Source organism: Pseudomonas sp. NyZ201, from assembly GCF_049860765.1.
In the GTDB taxonomy this organism is placed as follows: domain Bacteria; phylum Pseudomonadota; class Gammaproteobacteria; order Pseudomonadales; family Pseudomonadaceae; genus Aquipseudomonas; species Aquipseudomonas bharatica.
Map to the genome: position 1 here is coordinate 2832521 of NZ_CP187557.1, position 16493 is coordinate 2849013.

At 61.2% G+C, this 16493-nt stretch carries 18 protein-coding genes and 2 pseudogenes; 1 reads left to right on the forward strand and 19 read right to left on the reverse strand.

Translation table 11 applies throughout. The features are described from left to right. Positions 1 to 1124 precede the first annotated feature (1124 nt). The 16 genes and pseudogenes from ACPFMA_RS12600 to ACPFMA_RS12675 form a co-directional block, all read right to left on the reverse strand. Positions 1125 to 1493, reverse strand: a pseudogene (locus ACPFMA_RS12600) (methyl-accepting chemotaxis protein); the annotation flags it as partial. A 9-nt stretch (positions 1494 to 1502) separates the two neighbouring features. Further along, positions 1503 to 2222, reverse strand: a pseudogene (locus ACPFMA_RS12605) (PAS domain-containing protein); the annotation flags it as partial. A gap of 125 nt (positions 2223 to 2347) precedes the next feature. Then, positions 2348 to 2596: a hypothetical protein gene (locus ACPFMA_RS12610; RefSeq protein WP_060498924.1), complete on the reverse strand. Its 249-nt coding sequence runs from the start codon at positions 2594 to 2596 to the stop codon at positions 2348 to 2350. Positions 2597 to 2991: 395 nt separating this feature from the next. Beyond that, a complete protein-coding gene (locus ACPFMA_RS12615) occupies positions 2992 to 3720 on the reverse strand; it encodes a TIGR03747 family integrating conjugative element membrane protein (RefSeq protein WP_425930366.1) in 729 nt (242 codons plus the stop codon). A 34-nt stretch (positions 3721 to 3754) separates the two neighbouring features. Continuing rightward, positions 3755 to 5881: a type IV conjugative transfer system coupling protein TraD gene (gene traD, locus ACPFMA_RS12620; RefSeq protein WP_425930367.1), complete on the reverse strand. Its 2127-nt coding sequence runs from the start codon at positions 5879 to 5881 to the stop codon at positions 3755 to 3757. Positions 5882 to 5890: 9 nt separating this feature from the next. Beyond that, the gene (locus ACPFMA_RS12625; protein WP_425930368.1) at positions 5891 to 6310 is read right to left on the reverse strand and encodes an integrating conjugative element protein; all 420 of its coding nucleotides are present in this window, start codon (positions 6308 to 6310) and stop codon (positions 5891 to 5893) included. Then, entirely contained in the window at positions 6307 to 6861 is a 555-nt protein-coding gene (locus ACPFMA_RS12630; protein ID WP_425930369.1) for a transglycosylase, read from the reverse strand. The genes ACPFMA_RS12625 and ACPFMA_RS12630 overlap by 4 nt, the downstream gene beginning before the upstream one ends. After that, on the reverse strand, positions 6843 to 7517 hold the full coding sequence (locus tag ACPFMA_RS12635) for a TIGR03759 family integrating conjugative element protein (RefSeq protein ID WP_425930594.1): 675 nt from the start codon (positions 7515 to 7517) through the stop codon (positions 6843 to 6845). Before ACPFMA_RS12635 ends, ACPFMA_RS12630 begins: the two co-directional genes overlap by 19 nt. 55 nt (positions 7518 to 7572) lie before the next feature. After that, positions 7573 to 8244, reverse strand: a complete 672-nt coding sequence (locus tag ACPFMA_RS12640; protein WP_425930370.1) for a hypothetical protein — start codon at positions 8242 to 8244, stop codon at positions 7573 to 7575. Continuing rightward, on the reverse strand, positions 8241 to 8744 hold the full coding sequence (locus ACPFMA_RS12645) for a PilL N-terminal domain-containing protein (RefSeq protein ID WP_425930371.1): 504 nt from the start codon (positions 8742 to 8744) through the stop codon (positions 8241 to 8243). The genes ACPFMA_RS12640 and ACPFMA_RS12645 overlap by 4 nt, the downstream gene beginning before the upstream one ends. Before the next feature lie 130 nt (positions 8745 to 8874). Further along, positions 8875 to 9591, reverse strand: coding sequence for a hypothetical protein (locus ACPFMA_RS12650; RefSeq protein ID WP_425930372.1), 717 nt, complete (start codon positions 9589 to 9591; stop codon positions 8875 to 8877). Between the two features lie 65 nt (positions 9592 to 9656). Continuing rightward, positions 9657 to 10151: a JAB domain-containing protein gene (locus ACPFMA_RS12655; RefSeq protein WP_425930373.1), complete on the reverse strand. Its 495-nt coding sequence runs from the start codon at positions 10149 to 10151 to the stop codon at positions 9657 to 9659. A gap of 65 nt (positions 10152 to 10216) precedes the next feature. Then, entirely contained in the window at positions 10217 to 10474 is a 258-nt protein-coding gene (locus tag ACPFMA_RS12660) for a hypothetical protein (protein WP_425930374.1), read from the reverse strand. A 65-nt stretch (positions 10475 to 10539) separates the two neighbouring features. Then, complete coding sequence (locus ACPFMA_RS12665) at positions 10540 to 11085, reverse strand: STY4534 family ICE replication protein (protein ID WP_425930375.1); 546 nt, start codon at positions 11083 to 11085, stop codon at positions 10540 to 10542. Positions 11086 to 11843: 758 nt separating this feature from the next. Beyond that, positions 11844 to 13817 (reverse strand): DNA topoisomerase III, encoded by a 1974-nt coding sequence (locus tag ACPFMA_RS12670; protein ID WP_425930376.1) that lies wholly within the window; start codon positions 13815 to 13817, stop codon positions 11844 to 11846. 126 nt (positions 13818 to 13943) lie between these two features. Then, the gene (locus ACPFMA_RS12675) at positions 13944 to 14132 is read right to left on the reverse strand and encodes a hypothetical protein (RefSeq protein WP_425930377.1); all 189 of its coding nucleotides are present in this window, start codon (positions 14130 to 14132) and stop codon (positions 13944 to 13946) included. A gap of 291 nt (positions 14133 to 14423) precedes the next feature. On the opposite strand from ACPFMA_RS12675, the gene ACPFMA_RS12680 reads away from it, so the two are divergent. Next, positions 14424 to 14651, forward strand: a complete 228-nt coding sequence (locus ACPFMA_RS12680) for a hypothetical protein (protein WP_425930378.1) — start codon at positions 14424 to 14426, stop codon at positions 14649 to 14651. Positions 14652 to 14745: 94 nt separating this feature from the next. Here ACPFMA_RS12680 and ACPFMA_RS12685 read toward each other — a convergent pair whose 3' ends face one another. The 3 genes from ACPFMA_RS12685 to ACPFMA_RS12695 are packed head-to-tail and all read right to left on the reverse strand — an operon-like array spanning position 14746 to position 16441. Then, positions 14746 to 15183: a single-stranded DNA-binding protein gene (locus ACPFMA_RS12685; RefSeq protein WP_425930379.1), complete on the reverse strand. Its 438-nt coding sequence runs from the start codon at positions 15181 to 15183 to the stop codon at positions 14746 to 14748. Between the two features lie 5 nt (positions 15184 to 15188). Beyond that, positions 15189 to 15689, reverse strand: a complete 501-nt coding sequence (locus tag ACPFMA_RS12690) for a DUF3158 family protein (RefSeq protein WP_425930380.1) — start codon at positions 15687 to 15689, stop codon at positions 15189 to 15191. Beyond that, the gene (locus ACPFMA_RS12695; RefSeq protein ID WP_425930381.1) at positions 15686 to 16441 is read right to left on the reverse strand and encodes a PFL_4669 family integrating conjugative element protein; all 756 of its coding nucleotides are present in this window, start codon (positions 16439 to 16441) and stop codon (positions 15686 to 15688) included. The genes ACPFMA_RS12690 and ACPFMA_RS12695 overlap by 4 nt, the downstream gene beginning before the upstream one ends. Between the last annotated feature and the right edge of the window lie 52 nt (positions 16442 to 16493).

A 16493-nucleotide genomic window follows, 5' to 3' on the forward strand; every position in this document is an offset into this window, starting at 1 on the left:
GCTGCTATTCGGCTTGTTGGGTGTGACCTCACAGGCGAGGTAAGTGTTATGATCAACCGCAAAAAAGAGGTCAGCTTGGCCCATTGGCGTTAACGTGGTCTGTGGGCGCGCTCAATAACGGTAGAGCGTGACGCAGTAGACTACCTTCGATCTCTTGGTTTTAAACGCTGCTGATGACGGTGCGGGTGTATTTTTGACTTGGGTTGGCAGCACTTTCTCGATCACTTGGCGTTCTGTAAGGATGGACCTGTGTAGATTCGCTAATGCTGAGTAAGCCGTAACCACATCAGTGAATGGTTAATCAAAAATCCCCGTAATCTATTATGAGTGAAGATGCTTTTGAAGGGGTGAGGTTCTCCCCAGTTAGACATGATTACAAGGCGAGCAATGATATTGCAATAAGGGCGGGAAGATAACGCTCATCGCGTTCATATAGCGCGACGCTAGGGCTCCCGTGGGCGGTAGGTGTATCACCGTCGCATCGCTCGACAAGACCCGATATATCTAAGCTTTTTACGAAACCCCGAGAAAATCACCCAGCCGCTAGAAGGCTGAGATTCTGTCTGTCTTCAGTTATCCAAGGGGAGAACTTATGATCTGTGCCAGCATTAACTAGAAACCGGAAGCAATACAACGACGTGCCAACACAAAAAGCTTTAATGTTGTGTTCAAGCGCCAGCGAAAAATTTTTGAGCCCAGGCTTGAGGGCGAGGACACCATGAGCACCTGGTGTACTTATCCAAAAGTCTGGGCTCCGACGTCGTGCGAAAGGAGCATGACATTCCGTTGTAGCTTGTTTAGGTAATCCCTACATTAGTCCTGCACTTATGACCTTTATGTCCAAGTACATCCCGTCTCGTGCGCCTTATCCGACCCAACCTATCGCACTATTGAGAAACGAAATCAGACTCATCCAGCTTTGAAGCAAACATGCTCACAGCCTCAACGGCATCACTCGTTCCAGTGCGGATTTGAAGAATAACGAGGCCGGCCTGATCTGCTAGCGTGACACCTCGCTGCGCTCCATCTTGGGTTGCACTCATACTGGTTACAGCGTCTCTGGTTTCAGAAAGTATCTTGCTGATTAGATCGGCAATTTCGGCTGTTGATCGACTTGTTCGTCATGCCAGTTGTCGTACCTCATCGGCGACCACGGCAAATCCTCTTCCTTGTTCGCCTGCTCTGGCAGCCTCAATGGCTGCGTTGAGGGCAAGTAAATTGGTTTGATCGGCGATGCCTCGAATGGTGTTGACGATGGCAGTTATTTGTTCAGAGCGATCACCCAATTGTCCTACCAGCCGTGCCGAAGTACCAATGTTCTCTGCAATCAGGCGCATCTCTCTTGCCGTCTGTTGAATAACTTCAGCACCTTGTCCGGCGACCTTTTCGGTTTCGCTGGAGATATGGTACGCCCGCGATGCGCGGCGTGCATCCTCTTCAAATCGCTCAACCCGTTCGGTGATATCACTGGCAAACTTTACGATTTTTCCCAATTTTCCATCGGCGTCGTAGACAGGGTTGTAAGTCGCTTCCAGCCAGACAACCCTACCGTGTTTACCGATGCGTTTGAACTGGCCGCTGAAAAATTCACCTGTATTCAAACGACGCCAGAATTCGCCATACTCGTTGCTGTTAACTAAACGGGGCTCACAAAATAATCGGTGGTGTGTGCCCTTCAGTTCCTTGGCGGTGTAACCCATTGTATTAAGGAAATTGTCGTTTGCAGTCAGAACATTCCCGTTCAAATCAAACTCAATCACTGACATGGCGCGATCCAGCGCTGCCAGCTTCGCCCGTGATTCCGCATCCTTAGTCACTTGTTGGGTAACGTCCAGCGCGTACTTGACCACGTTGAAGACCTCCCCGCGCTCATCCTTCACGGGGTTATAGCTAGCTTCCAACCAGATACTCCGCCCTTTCCCGCTGAAGCGTTGAAACGTTCCTGACACAAATGTTCCCGCTCGCAGTTGACTCCAAAAATCGTTGTACTCAGCACTGCGCACCAAGGCGGGGGAGCAGAAATCACGGTGCGACATGCTTGACACTTGATCTGCTCGGTAACCCATGGCATTGAGAAAATTGTCGTTGGCTCGCAGAACCTTGCCATCCAGACTGAACTCGACTATCGCCATTGAACGGTCTAAAGCAGCAATCAACCCTTTGTAAGCAGCAACCTCTGATGTCCTGGCTGCCAATTCACGTTTCAGCGCCCGATTGAACATGACATTACTCCAGAATGTAGATTGGCTTACGGTCTGATTTGGCGGTTAGCAATGAAACCTTATGTGACGTCACCCACCTCACTGCACGGGGTATTCGTTACTCGGTAGGGAAACCGGAATAGACTTCAGTGATTTTGTCGAGGTAGCAGCCAATCGGCATGACTACAATCAATGTATTTAAGCCGCTCTAACAGGTCGAAAAACTCCTGCTCACCGCTGAGTATGCGCGTAAAGGCAGCACACTGACAGACAAGCGAATCCAGCAGCAATCGCTGCTCTAATGCAGTGCTGCACTCTATAACGCCCGAAAGAATGAGCGCGTATGCACGCTCCGCATGAATGCTGGGCTTGGTCGCATTTTCGGCATGATCCATACCGGCACCTCCATGGTTGCTTGAGCCACCGTCGAAAGCGAATGGTGGCGACCCGCAGGGGTGAGAAACCGGCAAGAGTCCACCGGCCAGGCGCGAACGCCTGCCCTGCGGACCGCCATAACGCGACCCGCAGACTCTTGATCGGGTTCTCACACCCGGCGCCGATGAGCGGCGCCTAGCAAGGATTGCACAAGGCCATTTGCCTAAGCAACTAAAAGCTTGAAATCTCAAGGTTATAGTTGGTGATGCAGCCCATCTCTGTCGTTCCAAGTGGTAAGTCCAGCAGGCGGGGGAACTCGCTTGCATTGAATCTGCCGTGAGCTTGTCGAGACTTTCGAATGGCTGGGCTTGGCCACTTGTTGTTCTCAAGGGGGAAGAGGGGCAATAGCAGCCACTCAAAGGTATTTTTTGAATGTCGCCGCTGTGATCCCCACCATACATCCAAAAAGCGCAGCACATGGCAGCAATACCCAGTTGGGATTGAGCGACCATGGGAGGGAAAGGTAGATCACCCAAGGGGTGACGATCAGGGGGAGTAGTGTTCGTTTCGCTCGGTGGTAGACGAAGCTGCTCTCACGGCCTGCCCCAAACTTACGCAGATCGCGGCGCATCAATCCGTCGACCGCGCCGGTGATTGCAGCCAGTAGGAACAGGGGCATGGCCAGCGTCAGGACGGCCACGCGAACTATAAATGTGAGGACGGTGAATAAGGCTGCCAGCAGATAGTCCTGTACCGCAACGTATGCCTGAGCAAGCTCTCCCTGTAGCGACGTCTCGCGGCTGAGTAGCTTCAGTTGGGCGTCGGTTCGAGCCCATCCAGACCGAGCCCAAACCCAGTCATTCAGATGCTCAAGAATGATCGCGATCGCTTGCGCTGGGTCTTGTACGAGCAGCGATCGCTTGAAATGGTCGCTCAGCCAGCCCAGTTCACGCACCCACATTGCATGGCTGTGATGCCAACCTTGTTCTGGCCAGAGCCACAGCATACCCACAAGCTCTGATCCGATGGAAAATAACAGCGAAGCAAACAACAGGCCGAGCATACATAGGCACAGCTCGACGAAGCTGATGATGAGTCCTGGGCGTCGCGGCACTGGACGAGGACTGGCTGCGGTGGTGGGCATAGGAACTCCACATAATCGACTGTTGGCGCAAGGCTCATGAGGCACGTTTGCCCCCAGGTGGTGGTATCCCGGGATCGAAGTTGATCGTCGGCTCACCGCCTCCGCTGCTCCACCAACTGCCCGCGCTGGCGTTGTACGATTCGCGCATACGTGCGACCAAGGTCAGCAGATCCGCCGGCATTGCATCGTCGCGGGCCGGTTTGGGCAGCGGCATTCGCACCTTCCACAGTTGCCCGCCTTCTTGAAAGGAGAACATCTGGCCTTTGGGCAGTGCGATGATGTGCGCGGGCTCGATCAGCGGCACGGCAGTCGTGGTGACCCGATCCTGCGACGACGAGGTGAAGTCAGTACGGGCATCGGGATCGGCGGTATCCGTCGCCCCGGAGACCAAGGTGCGTGTCTGCACGTTGACCTTGGGCAATTGATTGGTCAGCAGTTCAGCCGTCGCTGTTTCCCGTACGCGCAGCATCTGCAGAGTGTTGAAGTTGCCGATGACCTGGCCGGCCTTGGCCCGGTTGCCGATGCGTGCCTCAATGTCGCTCAAGGTCTGGGTGTAGGCGGTAACCTGGATACCGGCACCGCCGCCCTTGTTGATCAGCGGGATGAACTCGTCGCCCATCAACTCGTTAAACTCGTCGGCGTGCAGGTTGATGGGTACCTTGTCCGCCGCGCTGGAGGAGCCAGGCAGGCCATGATCGATACCGTGCTTGTAGATGTGGCCAGCGACGGAGACCAGGTCGGCGAACATCGAGTTACCAACCGCGGCGGCTACTTCGGCATCCGACAACGCGTCCAGGCCGACGTAGACGATGCCGCGTTTGCGGATGACCTGCAGCCAGTCGAAGATCGGTCGCGGGTCGTCCAGGTCGGAATAGTTCGGGGCCAGCAGTTGCGCTGTCTTACCGCTGGTCAGCTTTTCCAGCAGTGGCAGCAGCGACGCCACGATCTTGTCGAAGTAGGTGCGGTCGTAGCGCGCGGCCGAGCGCAGGCCGTCCATGACGGGGTCGAAGATGCGCTTGGCGCTCAGGTGCTGCTCGATGGCGACCACGCGCTTTTCCCGGCCAACCATGTGCCGCGGAATGTTCTTCTCGTTCAAGCGGCCTTCGATCTGCACGATCACTTCCCAGGCCTGAGGATCATGGCGGGCGAAGAAGTGTTGGGCGTACTCGATGAACAGAGCATCGATATTCACCACGTGCCGCTGGATCTGCAGGTAGTCCGGGCGCCGGCCGAGCTCGATTAGCGCCCGGGCGATGATGTTGACGAAGCGCCAGACGAACTCGCGGAAGGCCGCCGAGTTACCCTCGCCACTCAACTGGCCGGCGATCCGGGTGGCCACCTCCGAAATTCGCCCGAAGCGGCCGATGGCGTTGTAGCGTGCGGAGATCTCCGGCCAGCCTAGGTGGAACACATAGAACTCGTGCTCACGGCCGGCGCGACGGGCCTCGACGTACATGCGCTTGAGCAGGTCGGCATCGCCCTTGGGGTCGAAGACGATGACCACTTCCCGGCTCGGTCGATGGATGTCCTGGGTGATATACACCTCGGCCAGGCGCGTCTTGCCCACCCGCGTGGTGCCCAGCACCAGGGTATGGCCGACCCGCTCGCCGAGCGGTAGGCTGGCTTCCTGTTCCTTCGGTTCGACGCCGTGCAGCAATGGCGAGCCACCCACCGGTGGCAGAGGACGTACAGGGTTGAACGGGCTGTCCCAGGCAGTCAGGCGAGGGAGCAGCGACAGCCCTGGCGGGGCCTTCTCCAGCAGATGTTCCATCCGTCGCGCCCACTGGTGGGCAGCTGACTGGTTGACGTAGTGGGCCAGCGCCGGGTCCTGAGCTTCTAGGAGGCGCTGTGTGTGCAGGCGAGTCCAGCGGAAGCCGCGGCCCATGAACAGGCGCTTGCTGCTCACCGGAATCTGCCGGCTGGTCAGCGAGTAGCGCGGCAGGCGGCGGATGTTGCGCCGGTAGCGCAGGACGATCCGCGCCTCATTGAGCCGCTTCAGGCCGAACGCGGTGTAGGCCAGCGCCATGCCTGTCCCTACCTCAGGCGATAGGGCCACGGCCCAGGGCGAATGCAGGCACAGCGCACCGGCGCCGGCGCAGATACCCACGGTGTACAGTTCCACCGCAGGTCGCAGCAGGGATTCCATCGCGTGCTCACTCATGAAGTTCCCTTACTGTTCCAGGCCGGTGGGCGTGATCAGCACCGGGTAGTGCTCCAGATCCAACCGCTCGGCGATGTCGTCACCACTGACTGGCCAGATGTTCAGCCCATGCGCTGCCGTCTGGATGCGACGCAGCGCCCGCACGTCGTCGACCTCGACCGCCAACCCACTGGCACCTAGCGCTTGCAGCGCCTGGGCGTGCCGCGACAGCCACTCCAGCGAAGTGGTGTCCTGGCCAACCAGGAACAGCGGCGTCATGCCGGGCAGGCTCAACGCTCTGGGTGGCACGGCACCTGGCGAGAGGCGTGCGCTGCGCACCGGCAGCACCCAGTTCAGCGTGATGGGGTCGGGTGAGCTGCTGGGTTCAGCGCACGTGGCAAACGACAGCCAAGGGCAAAGGGCCAGGGCCACCAAGCGCAAACCGCTCATGGCTGTGTCCGTGCCGGTGCCGACGCGACAGGCTGGACGCGTTGCCAGTGACGGGTGAACTGACGGCGATAGTGCGCCGCAGGAGGACCACCGGCAGGCCGGTGATAGCGGCCGGCGGCGACAACCCAGTCACCGGTGTCGGCATAGTGCGCGCGCAACAGCTCGGCGGTGACCGCGAGGTTGGTGCGGGGATCGAGGGCATCGCAGGCGCTGGGGTAGCGGTCTGGGTGATAACCCAGATTGGTTTGTCCCAGCCCGACATCGATACGCTTGGAATCGTGGTGGTTGAGCGCCTCTTTCAGTGCGGCACACGCCTCGTCGCGCCGGCCAAACCGTAGTGGTGAACCTGCAACATTCAGGGTCCAGGGCCAAGGCATGAGCTGCCCGCGCAGCGGCGTGCCGCTTTCCTGCAGTGCGATGGCGAACAGCACCGAGGCGGGAATACCGGCGCGCGCGGCCGCTAATTGATACGCCGGCGGCGGCAAAACACCTGCGTGAGCGGCGGTGGCGCCGACCATCGCCAGGGCGAGAATTAGTCGACACGCTGCCATTTTCCGTCCACCTGCTGATAGCGGGCTGGCAGGGGCCGGCTGGCGCCCAAGGCAAACCAGCGGCCGCGGTCATGGTTCAAGGTGACCTGGCCGCCGCTGATCTGGGCGGCAGTGACGCCTGCGCCCTGCGCCCATTGGCGCAATCGCGTGTCGTTGCCTTGGCTGCCGACCAGGTACACATCCAGCCGCGCACCGGCCTGTAGCCATCGCTGGAGGCTGGTCACGCAGGCGGCGCAGTGGTCTTCCACAAAAAGCGCCGTGCGGCTGCTGCTTGAGGGAGCTGCATCGTCGGTCATGCCTTGCACGGGCTGCAGGCCCGGGAACAGCCGCGCCCAGGCAGCGGTGTAGGCTTTCTGGTAGGCCAGTTCGCGCTCGGCACGCTTGGCTTCCAGGCGGACCTGCAGCTCGGCGTAGCGCTGCCGCTCCTGATCCGAGTTGGCCTCGACACCCAGGGTGGTGAGCGGGTCAAGTTGCGGCGACCAGTAATGGCGGGGGCCGGTCTGCAGGCGCTCAAAGGTGGCCCATTCGTCATCTGTCAGACCCCATACCTTGGCCTGGTCTGCTGCAGACGCCTGCCGTGCCAGCGGCGACTGCTCGCTAAACTGCACCTGAGCGTCGACATGCTTGGCGACAGTCGAGCCCTGGTCGGCGAACACGTAGGCCGGCAACAGGATGAGCGCAACCGCGGAGAACCTATGCACGTTCACCTCCTCACGGGATGGGCAGGGTGCGATCGCCATGGCCCGGGACGTGGAACACGGCCTGGCCCTCGCGAATCGCCAGCAGTTGCCAGCCGTTCAAGCTGTCACCGGGCTGGAGCAGGTGCACGGTGGACAGTGCATGGGTGCCGGCAGGCGACGCGGTCACGAACCTGATGGTGCCGCGCGTCTCGATACCCTGCAGGGTGAAGGGTGGCTGCGGCGCCTTGGCTTTTGATTTTTCACGGATGGCGGCAGATTGGGATGCGGCGGTAGCTTCTGGCACCTTAGGAGCGGTCGAGAGCTTCTCGAGCGCCGCTTCTGCCGCCCTCATGCGTTGCGCCAAGCCGGACAGATCGGCGCTGCTCGGTCCTGGCGGTAGCGCTTGCAGGACCCTGACGGAGGTCGCCAGCTCGTCGAGTTGCTGACCGAGCGTTGCTTGCGCACCGGTGTGCTGGTGCTGGGCGTCTTTCAGGGCCGCGACTTGTGACGACAGCGTGGACAGCGTGGTGTGCAATTCGCCGATGTCGCGGCGCAGTGAAGGGCTGGGGTCAGCCGGAGCACTGCGTACGGCGGCCTGCAGCTCAGCCAGTTGCTGGTGCTGGTTGTAGGTTTCGGCGGCTAGGACGGCAGCACTCAGACACAGAGCGCCGATCACCAAGGCCTGAAAATGGTGAACCTTCATGGTGTGGTCTCCAGCGTCGAGAAGGGTGGTTCGGGCGGAGGCAGGCGCAGGGCGTAGCACACTCTCCGCTCGACCGGATCTATGTCGAGTCGCCAGGCGGGGCCGCCGATGATGGTCAAGGCATCCAGCAGCGAGATCGGCCCGAGATCGTGATGCACGGCAGGCAAGGGGCGGTGGAACAACCGCGCCACGGCAGGGTTGTTGGGACAGAGGGAGTAGCCCGAGTGCTGCAGCATGTGGCGCAGCGTCTCACCGACCGTCGCGTGCAGTGCGGGGGTGATCTGGACGTTGATCAGCTGATACAGCGGTTGGCGCTGCTCCAGCGTTGGCCGGGTGCTGGCGAGGGTGTAGCGATCCTGGCGGACCCAGGCGGGTACCGGGGACTTTGGCTTGGCCACTGAGGCCGGTGCGGGTGGTGCAGGGGTGGGCACTGGTGGCGGCGTGCTGCAGCCGAGCAGCGTGAGCATCAGTCCGAGCGAGAATAATGTGGGGGTACGCATGACCAGGTCTCGACAAAAGATGCCGACACCTTGGCGAAAAGCCAGAGCGCGCGCCCACTGAAAAAACGAATCTCGCCGACCGGAATATGCTGGCGCAACCATGAAAAAGGCGCCCAGAAGCGCCTTGAGGTCAATCGTCGGTGAACATGGGTAACTCGGAAAGTGGCGTTGCATCGGTGTCGAAGATCAGCAGGCGGGTGTCGGCCTCACCGGCCAGCAACAGCAGGCGCCGCAGCACCGGTGGCACGTGATCTGCGCGCAGGCGCGCAGTCACTTCCTCGGCGCTGCAGTAGCTGCCGTCTGCGGCGATGTTTTTGAGCCAGGGCGTCGAGTACAGCTTGCAGCCCACCGCGTTGTTGCTGCTCAGCTCGAAGCACTCGAAGTAACCCGACGATGAGCGACACCAGGCGCACACCTGCAGGAACTCGAACTCATCTGCTGGTAGGTGCGCACTGCTGATTTCCCAGCTGCGGCTGTAGTGCCCGGTGGAGAATGACAGCTGCTCAATCAAGTGCTGTGCAGCTTCTTCGCTGGGGAGATCGCTGACGTGTTGCCGGCGGCCATGGTGCACACCTGTGACCTGATAGAGCACCTGGCTGACGATGCCGTCGGCAGGGCACTGCATGCGGACAAACTCGGGTACGCTTTCGCCGTCGGTGATCACCGCGAAGTCATCATCGAACAGGCACGGCTGGAAGTTGATGCGGTCATCCGGCAGGTCATGCAGCGCAGGGTGAAGGGATCGGTAGCAGGGCGGGCAATCGTCGGCGTAGCTGATCTGCACCACGCGTTCGTAACTCAGGTCCTGGAAACCGCGGAGGAAGGGATTGCGAAGAGGAGTGGACATGATGGCGCTCCAATAATGTGAAGGTCACCCCTTACAGGCGGTGACCCTCCAAGTAGTGGGAGTGGTCAGACCCAGCCGTAATCGGCCAACGACAGCGGCGTGCCTTCGCCCACGATAATGTGGTCCAGCACACGCACTTCAACCAAGGCCAAGGCTTCAACCAGGCGATTGGTGAGCGCCCGATCGGCGCCGCTCGGTTCCGAACAGCCGGAGGGGTGGTTGTGGCTGAAAATCACCGCAGCGGCGTTCTGCTCGAGTGCCTTGACGACGACCTGTCGCGGGTACACGGAAGCACCGTCGATGCTGCCGGTGAAGAGGATGTCGAAGCTCAGCACGCGGTGGTGCGAGTCCAGGCAGAGCAGCGCAAACACCTCGTGGTGATAGGGTGCGAGCTGCAGTTTCAGATAGGAAGCTGCATCGCACGGTGAGATCAGTTGCTCGCCGCGCTGGAAATAACGTTGATCCAGCAACTCCAGCGCTTGAGTCAGCAGCGCATCTTCGCGGGCACGCTGAGCCAATGCAGGGTCGAGACGCTCGACCCGATTGTGGGCAATGTTCATGGGCAATTCCTCGTGGGAGACGGAGCGCCCCTGGGGGAGTGCCCCAGGCTGGTGAGAGAGGTGAGTCACAGACGTGTAAAACGATGACGCGCACCGTGCAGCGGGCTGTGGCAGCCCTCGCACGGGTGGGTGGAAAAGGCCTGAATGCCTGCGCCGGTGTGCGGATCGAAATCGGCGCTTAGGGGCAGCAAGGCCTGCAGTTCGGTACGCATATGGGTAATGCGTTGTTCAACTTCAGCCTCGCTGTAGTAGAGCGACAGCGCGCTGAAGTCGTCGTAGGCAACCGCCTGCAGGCAGTCCTCACAGAGCCAGAAGCTCTCCATGGCGACCTCCGACGTGAATGCAACAGGCGCTCTTGGGAGCGCCTGTTGCTGGTGGTCAAACTGCCTCAGGCAGACTGACGGGCTGCGGTGGGTTTGCGCGCGGCGGTCGGAGTTGGCTGACCTTGATCGGAGTCACCGTCAGTGTCTGCCTTATCTCCATCCGTCTCCGCGTGCTCAGCTCCCTCAGCAACGGCGGCAGCGTCGGTGCGGGCGGGCGCACGGTAGGTGAACTGGCCATCGACCTTGATCCACTCGATGAAGATCAGTCGGCCTTTGAGGCTGGCGCCGGGTTGCCCCTTGCGTTCGCCTTTCTCGTACAGGAACGGATCGACCCAAAGATCGCCGATGCGAAACGCGATGAGTACCTTGCGTTCCGCGCGGACGTCCTCCAGATGCTCACGGATCAGCCGGTCGGCTTCACCGCTGGCGACCTTGCAGTCGAAGCGGGTGTACTCGACGTCGTCCGAGGCACCGTGCAAGGCAGCGATGTCACAGGCCATGAACGCTTGTCCACGGCGGACCGGGACTTCGCGAACACGGTTCAGGTAACCGATGCCTTGGGTGTGCAGGTTGAAGTAGGTGGTGGGGGCGTTATTGCTTGCAGTAGTCATGGTGGAGTACCTGTTCAGCAGAAACGCGGACATCCACCGGCCCTGGCGGCTGGTGAGTTCCGCAAGGGAGAGGTGCAAAAACGTGATCGGTATGGAGGGCGCTCATCATCGATGGGTCGATGACCGTGCGAGCTGCCGAGCGCGAGTCGCACTTGGGGAGAACCACCCGAAGCGGGCGTAGCCTTCAAGGTTCTGGCTACCTGGGTGCTGTCAACGACAGCGGTACGCAACCCATCTATAGGACGGGTCAAACGTGTCGTCAACAGGTGATGCATGGCGCTGCGGAAGCCCGGCAGTGGGTGGCGCTCGGTGGATTGTTACCGGCGAAAAAAAAAGCCCGACGGTCATCAGGCTAGGAGGAGAGGGACCACCTTTGACTCGTATCCGGACAGCCAAGTCATCGCAAACCTCTAGCTGTCGTTCCGCGCAATCAACCGACCCTTGTCGTGGCCTGGGTCGGAACCAACTGGCACGCATCCGCGCACAAAAGGTGCCCAGTCTTTCGCCGGCGGGCACCGGGGCTGAGCATGGCCGCCGAAGCGGATGACCCCTGCGGCCTGGGGGCAAGCCGCGCGGGTCATCCGCTTCAGTCAGACGCTGATTACGGAAAGTGGGCGCAGGGCGCGCTGGAGAAGAGGGCTCCGAACTCAATGAGTCTGACCGAACTGCCCGGAGCGAATCGGTCTGGGATCGCCAGGGGCGATGGGCAGTCCCACTACAGCAGCGCCGCCGGTCGACGTCAAGCGTTGGCGCCACCGCTACTTGGATCTGACCGGGCGCTTGCTCGTCTTCACGGGCTTCGTGCCCTTGCAGTCTGGGTAACGCGTGCACGACCAGAAGTCTCCGGTCCGGCCCTTGCGCTGGCGCATGGCACTGCGGCAAACCGGACAGCTTGGGCCCTTCGGGACGGGCAGTGGCAGCGTGAGCGAGCGGTGGTTGTGCACCAGCTGAGTCAGCCATGCCGCCTGCTTGGCGAGGAAGGTATCGACGCTGAGCTGGCCTGACTCGATACGGTCCAGCGCCTGCTCCCAGAGAGCGGTCAGCACAGGGTCGGCGACCTCCCGGGGTACGGCCTCTATCAGCGTGTGCGCGGCGGCCGATGCCGCGAGGCTACGCCTTTTTTTCTGCAAGTACCCGTGATCAATCAAGCCTTGGATGATCGCCGCGCGGGTGGCTTCGGTACCAATGCCGATACTGTCCTTGAGTTTCTGCTTGAGACGCGGGTCGTCCACCTGGTTGGCAATGTTCTTCATCGCTTTGACCAGGGTGCCTTCGGTAAAGGCTTTCGGCGGTTGGGTGCGCTGAGCGGAGACAGTAGCCTCCAGCAGCGTGATGTCAGCGCCTTCGCGCAACGTGGGCAGCGGTTGGCTGGGTTCTGGCCGATCGCTGTCACCGAGCTCGTCGATCACGGCTTTCCAGCCGCGTACCTGGATCTGCTTGCCGCGGGCGAGCAGGCGGTCCTGACCCGCCTGCAGCAGCACCTGGCTCTTCAGGTATTTATGATCAGGGAGGAATTGGGCCAGGTAGCGGGCGCGGATCAGCGAATACACGGCGCGCTCCTGCTCGGACAACTGCGTCAGGTCGATGACCACTGCGGTGGGGATGATGCCGTGGTGGGCGGTGATTTTGGGCGTGTTCCAGGCGCGCGACCGTCGCGCTGGGTCAGCCGATTTCAACCACTGCGCCAAGGCCGGCGATGCGGCGGCGAGGGCTCGCAGTACCTTGGGCACGTCATCTAGCATGCTCTCCGGGAGAAAGCCGCAGTCGGTCCGTGGGTAGGTCGTGGCCTTATGGTTCTCGTACAACGCCTGTGCTGCGGCCAGCGTTTCTTGAACGCCCAGGCCCAGCTTGGCGGAACAGACTTCCTGCAGGGTGCCCAAGTCAAAGGGCAGGGGTGGACCTTCGCGGACGGCCTCGACCTCGACGCTGCTGACCTGCGCCGAGGCTCGGTGCTCCAGTCGTGCAGCAGCCACCTGGGCAGCGGTCTCGGTGAGGCAACGACCGCTGTCATCGCAGGCATTCGCCGGGGGCTGCCATCGTGCGCGAAAGCGCGTGCCGTCGGCCTCCAACGTGGCTTCAACGGTCCAAAACGGTTTGGCGACAAAGCTGGTGATGGCGCGATCGCGCTCGACCACCAAGCGCAACGTGGGTGTCTGCACCCGACCCACCGGCAGTATCCCGTCAAAACCCGCACGCCGGCCCAGGAGGGTAAACAGGCGGCTGAGGTTGATGCCGATCAGCCAGTCGGCCCGCGATCGCGCCAGGGCGCAATGATACAGCGGCAGGGTCTGTTCACCTGGGCGGAGCGCGGCCAAGGCCCGGCGGATCGATGCCTCATCCAGGGCAGACAACCACAGCCGCTGGATCGGACCGCGGTACTGGCAACGCTCAATGATTTCGTGAGCGATCATCTCACCCTCGCGATCGGCGTCGGTGGCGATTACCACCTCGGTGCATGACTGCAGCAGGCCCAGGATGACCTTCAGTTGATTGGCCGCCTTCGGTTTGACGACGACTTGCCACTGTCTGGGGATGATGGGCAGATCCTCCAGGGTCCAGCGCTTGTAGCGCTCACCATAGCTTTCCGGCGGTGCGGTCTCCAGCAGATGGCCCACGCACCAGGTCACCGTCACTCCCGACCCCGCCAGACAGCCGTCGCTGCGCCGCGTGGCTTGGAGGACGCGGGCGATATCGCGCGCTTGCGAAGGCTTTTCACAGATGAACAGACGCATGAGCAGGCACTCCCAATCGGTTCACCACAGCGTGCCGGGGGGGGAAGGCGAGGCCAGCGGAAAGCCGAATGGGCGCAAGTCACTTCAGCGATCGGCCCGAGGGGGAAAAGGAGGGGAGTGCGCGGATCAACGGCGGGCGAGGTGGGTGGCGAGTTGGCGCAAATTCTCCACGGCATACAGTCGATTGGCTTCATTCAAGTCTTGCAGCAGCTCAGCGATCACCAGCCCTTGATCGAGAGGCCGGCTGCTCGCGGTCAGCAACAGTTGGTCTGCCGTGCATTGGTAGATGTCCGCCAACCGTAGCAGCTTGCTCACTGACAGGTCGACCTGGACCCGCTCCATGCGGAAATGGCCTCGCCGATTACATTCAGCCGCACGCCCACTTCTTCCTGTGTCAGATTGCAGGCACTGCGGACCTTGGCCAATTGGCGGCCAATATGATGGCGTAGGCTAGGCTTTTTCGCGGGCAATGGGGCGTTCTCCAATTCGACCCATATGGTTGACCATCAACCTGCGCATATGAACGCCTCATAAGGTTAACTATCAACCTTATGAGGCGTATCAACCAAATAAAGTGCAGTTGCCAACTCTCGTGGAGAGTGGGACATGAACGAAAGCAAGGACGGTGGGGCCGAGGCTCTGCAGTTGAAGGCGTACGAGTTGTTGCTGGCCACGCACCTGGAGCCGGACAACCCTGACGCTCGCACCCGGCTTGAGATGTGGCTGCGCGAAAGCCCCGAACACTGGCGCGCGTTTCGCACTTTGGATGAATACCTGGAGCAGGCCTCGTTGCTGCTGGCCCATAGCAGACTCGCGTCATCATCTCGCCATTGAGCGACCACATGCAGAGTGTACCGCACTCGATGGGTGGCCGTTCTGAACCAGCTTCGCGCCGGCTTGGCCAGTCCACCGAGTACCACAAATCACCCTACTTACGCGGGCTCTTCTTGCTCGCGGCTTTACGGCTAGTGCTGGCGCCGACGCCTTTGCCGCCGTCCTGGTTCTTTTCGCGCATGTTCACCGAGGCCAGGCGGTGGGGTAGGATGCCAATGCGCCGGGCCTCGACCTTGAACGTCACCCGCGCGTTGTCCTCGCTGTCCTCCCATTCCTCCTTGACCGTACGGCCCTCGACCAGGATGCGCATGCCCTTTTGGAACAGCGTGCTCCAGTGCTCGGCATCGCGGTGCCAGAGTTCGACCGGGGCCCAGTAACCGCCGCGGTCCTCGTAGTTGCCGTCACGCGGTACCGGGTTGTCGAAATACACATTGAGCCGCAGCAGGCGGCGCGGTTCTTCGGGGTTGGTGTTGAACTCCTGAAACTCGGGGGCGCTGCCGATGTTGCCTTCGCCAACAAATAACGTGCTCATGGGATTCACTCCGGGTGGGGGGAAACGGAACCGCCGAGGGTAGCCTCGGCGTCGAGTAGCTGGTGGGCGGACGCCGAGGCCTGGCGGTGCAGTGAGTGCAGGCTGCTCATTTGCAGGTTCAGCACCACGCGGTTGACCTCCAACTGGTGCAGTGCCTCGCGCACGGCAGGTGCCAGGTGCGGCTGCTCCATCGCCTGTTTCCACACTTCCGCGCCCATGCGGCTGAAGTCCCGGCTGCGCCAGCGTAAAAAGTCCGTCCCGGCTGCGCTGTGCTGCACCACCAATCGCAGGTCCAGCAGCGAGAAGGGCGGTTGTGCCACGATCGTCAGCATGCCCGCCATCAACCCGGCGACCTGGGTACGCAGGCGCAGGATCGATTCGGCGAACTGCTGTAGCTCCCCCTTACCCTTAAAAGGCTTTAAAAGGCCTTTTAGGGAGGCACCCTGTTCGAGCTGACGATAAGCATCCGTTGAAAGGCGACGTGCGATGGCCTCGGCCAGGGTCATGCGTCACCGCCTTCCGACGCGGGCGGCGGGATCAGGGGCTCGTCAGCGATCTCAGCCGGCGCAGTGGCAAGACTGGGGTCCATCGGCTGGCGCAGAATGGGCGGAGCAAAGCGGGAGCGACGCGTGCCCTCGAGGACGTCTTGCGGGGGTAAGCCGAACTTGTCCACTGCCTCCCGCGCGCGGGCGTTGTTGGCCGCCACGTCGTCCCGGCTGACGCCGGCCAGGCGATAGCGCTGGGCCAGGCCGAACACGCTGCGCAGCAGGTGCGCGCCGCGGTCGATCCAGATCTCCATGTCGCCCCGGCCAATCAGCGCGGTGTGGTGCGCCAGCAATACCTGCCGCACCAACGTGTCGTAGTCGGTCAGCAGGTACACGGCGAGAAAGCCTAGCTGGCTGCCGATGAACAGCGGCAGGGTCACCGGATGAATATTGAGGTTGTCGCCGACATCGACCTGCGTGGGAAGGCCGCGTTCCACCAGACTGACCTGTTCGGTCAACATCTGCAGATCAGCCTTCGCCTGCAGCAGCTTGTCTTCGAGTTGCAGCATGAACCAGTCGGCGAAGGGATCGTCCTGGCTGCTGGCCTGCTTGAGCAGGTTGGTCACGCTGATGTAGCCGGCCATGCCGAGGATGCCATGGACGCCTTCGCGGGCGGCGCGTCCTTGCCATAGTCGCGCGGCATGGTGGGTGTGCAGGGTGAGCGTGATGCTGCTGCGCAATGAGCCCAGGTTGAGCTGGTAGTGATCGACCATCGCCGGATCCTCGCCGTTGAACTGAGGCAGACGATGAGCTGTGTCATCGCAC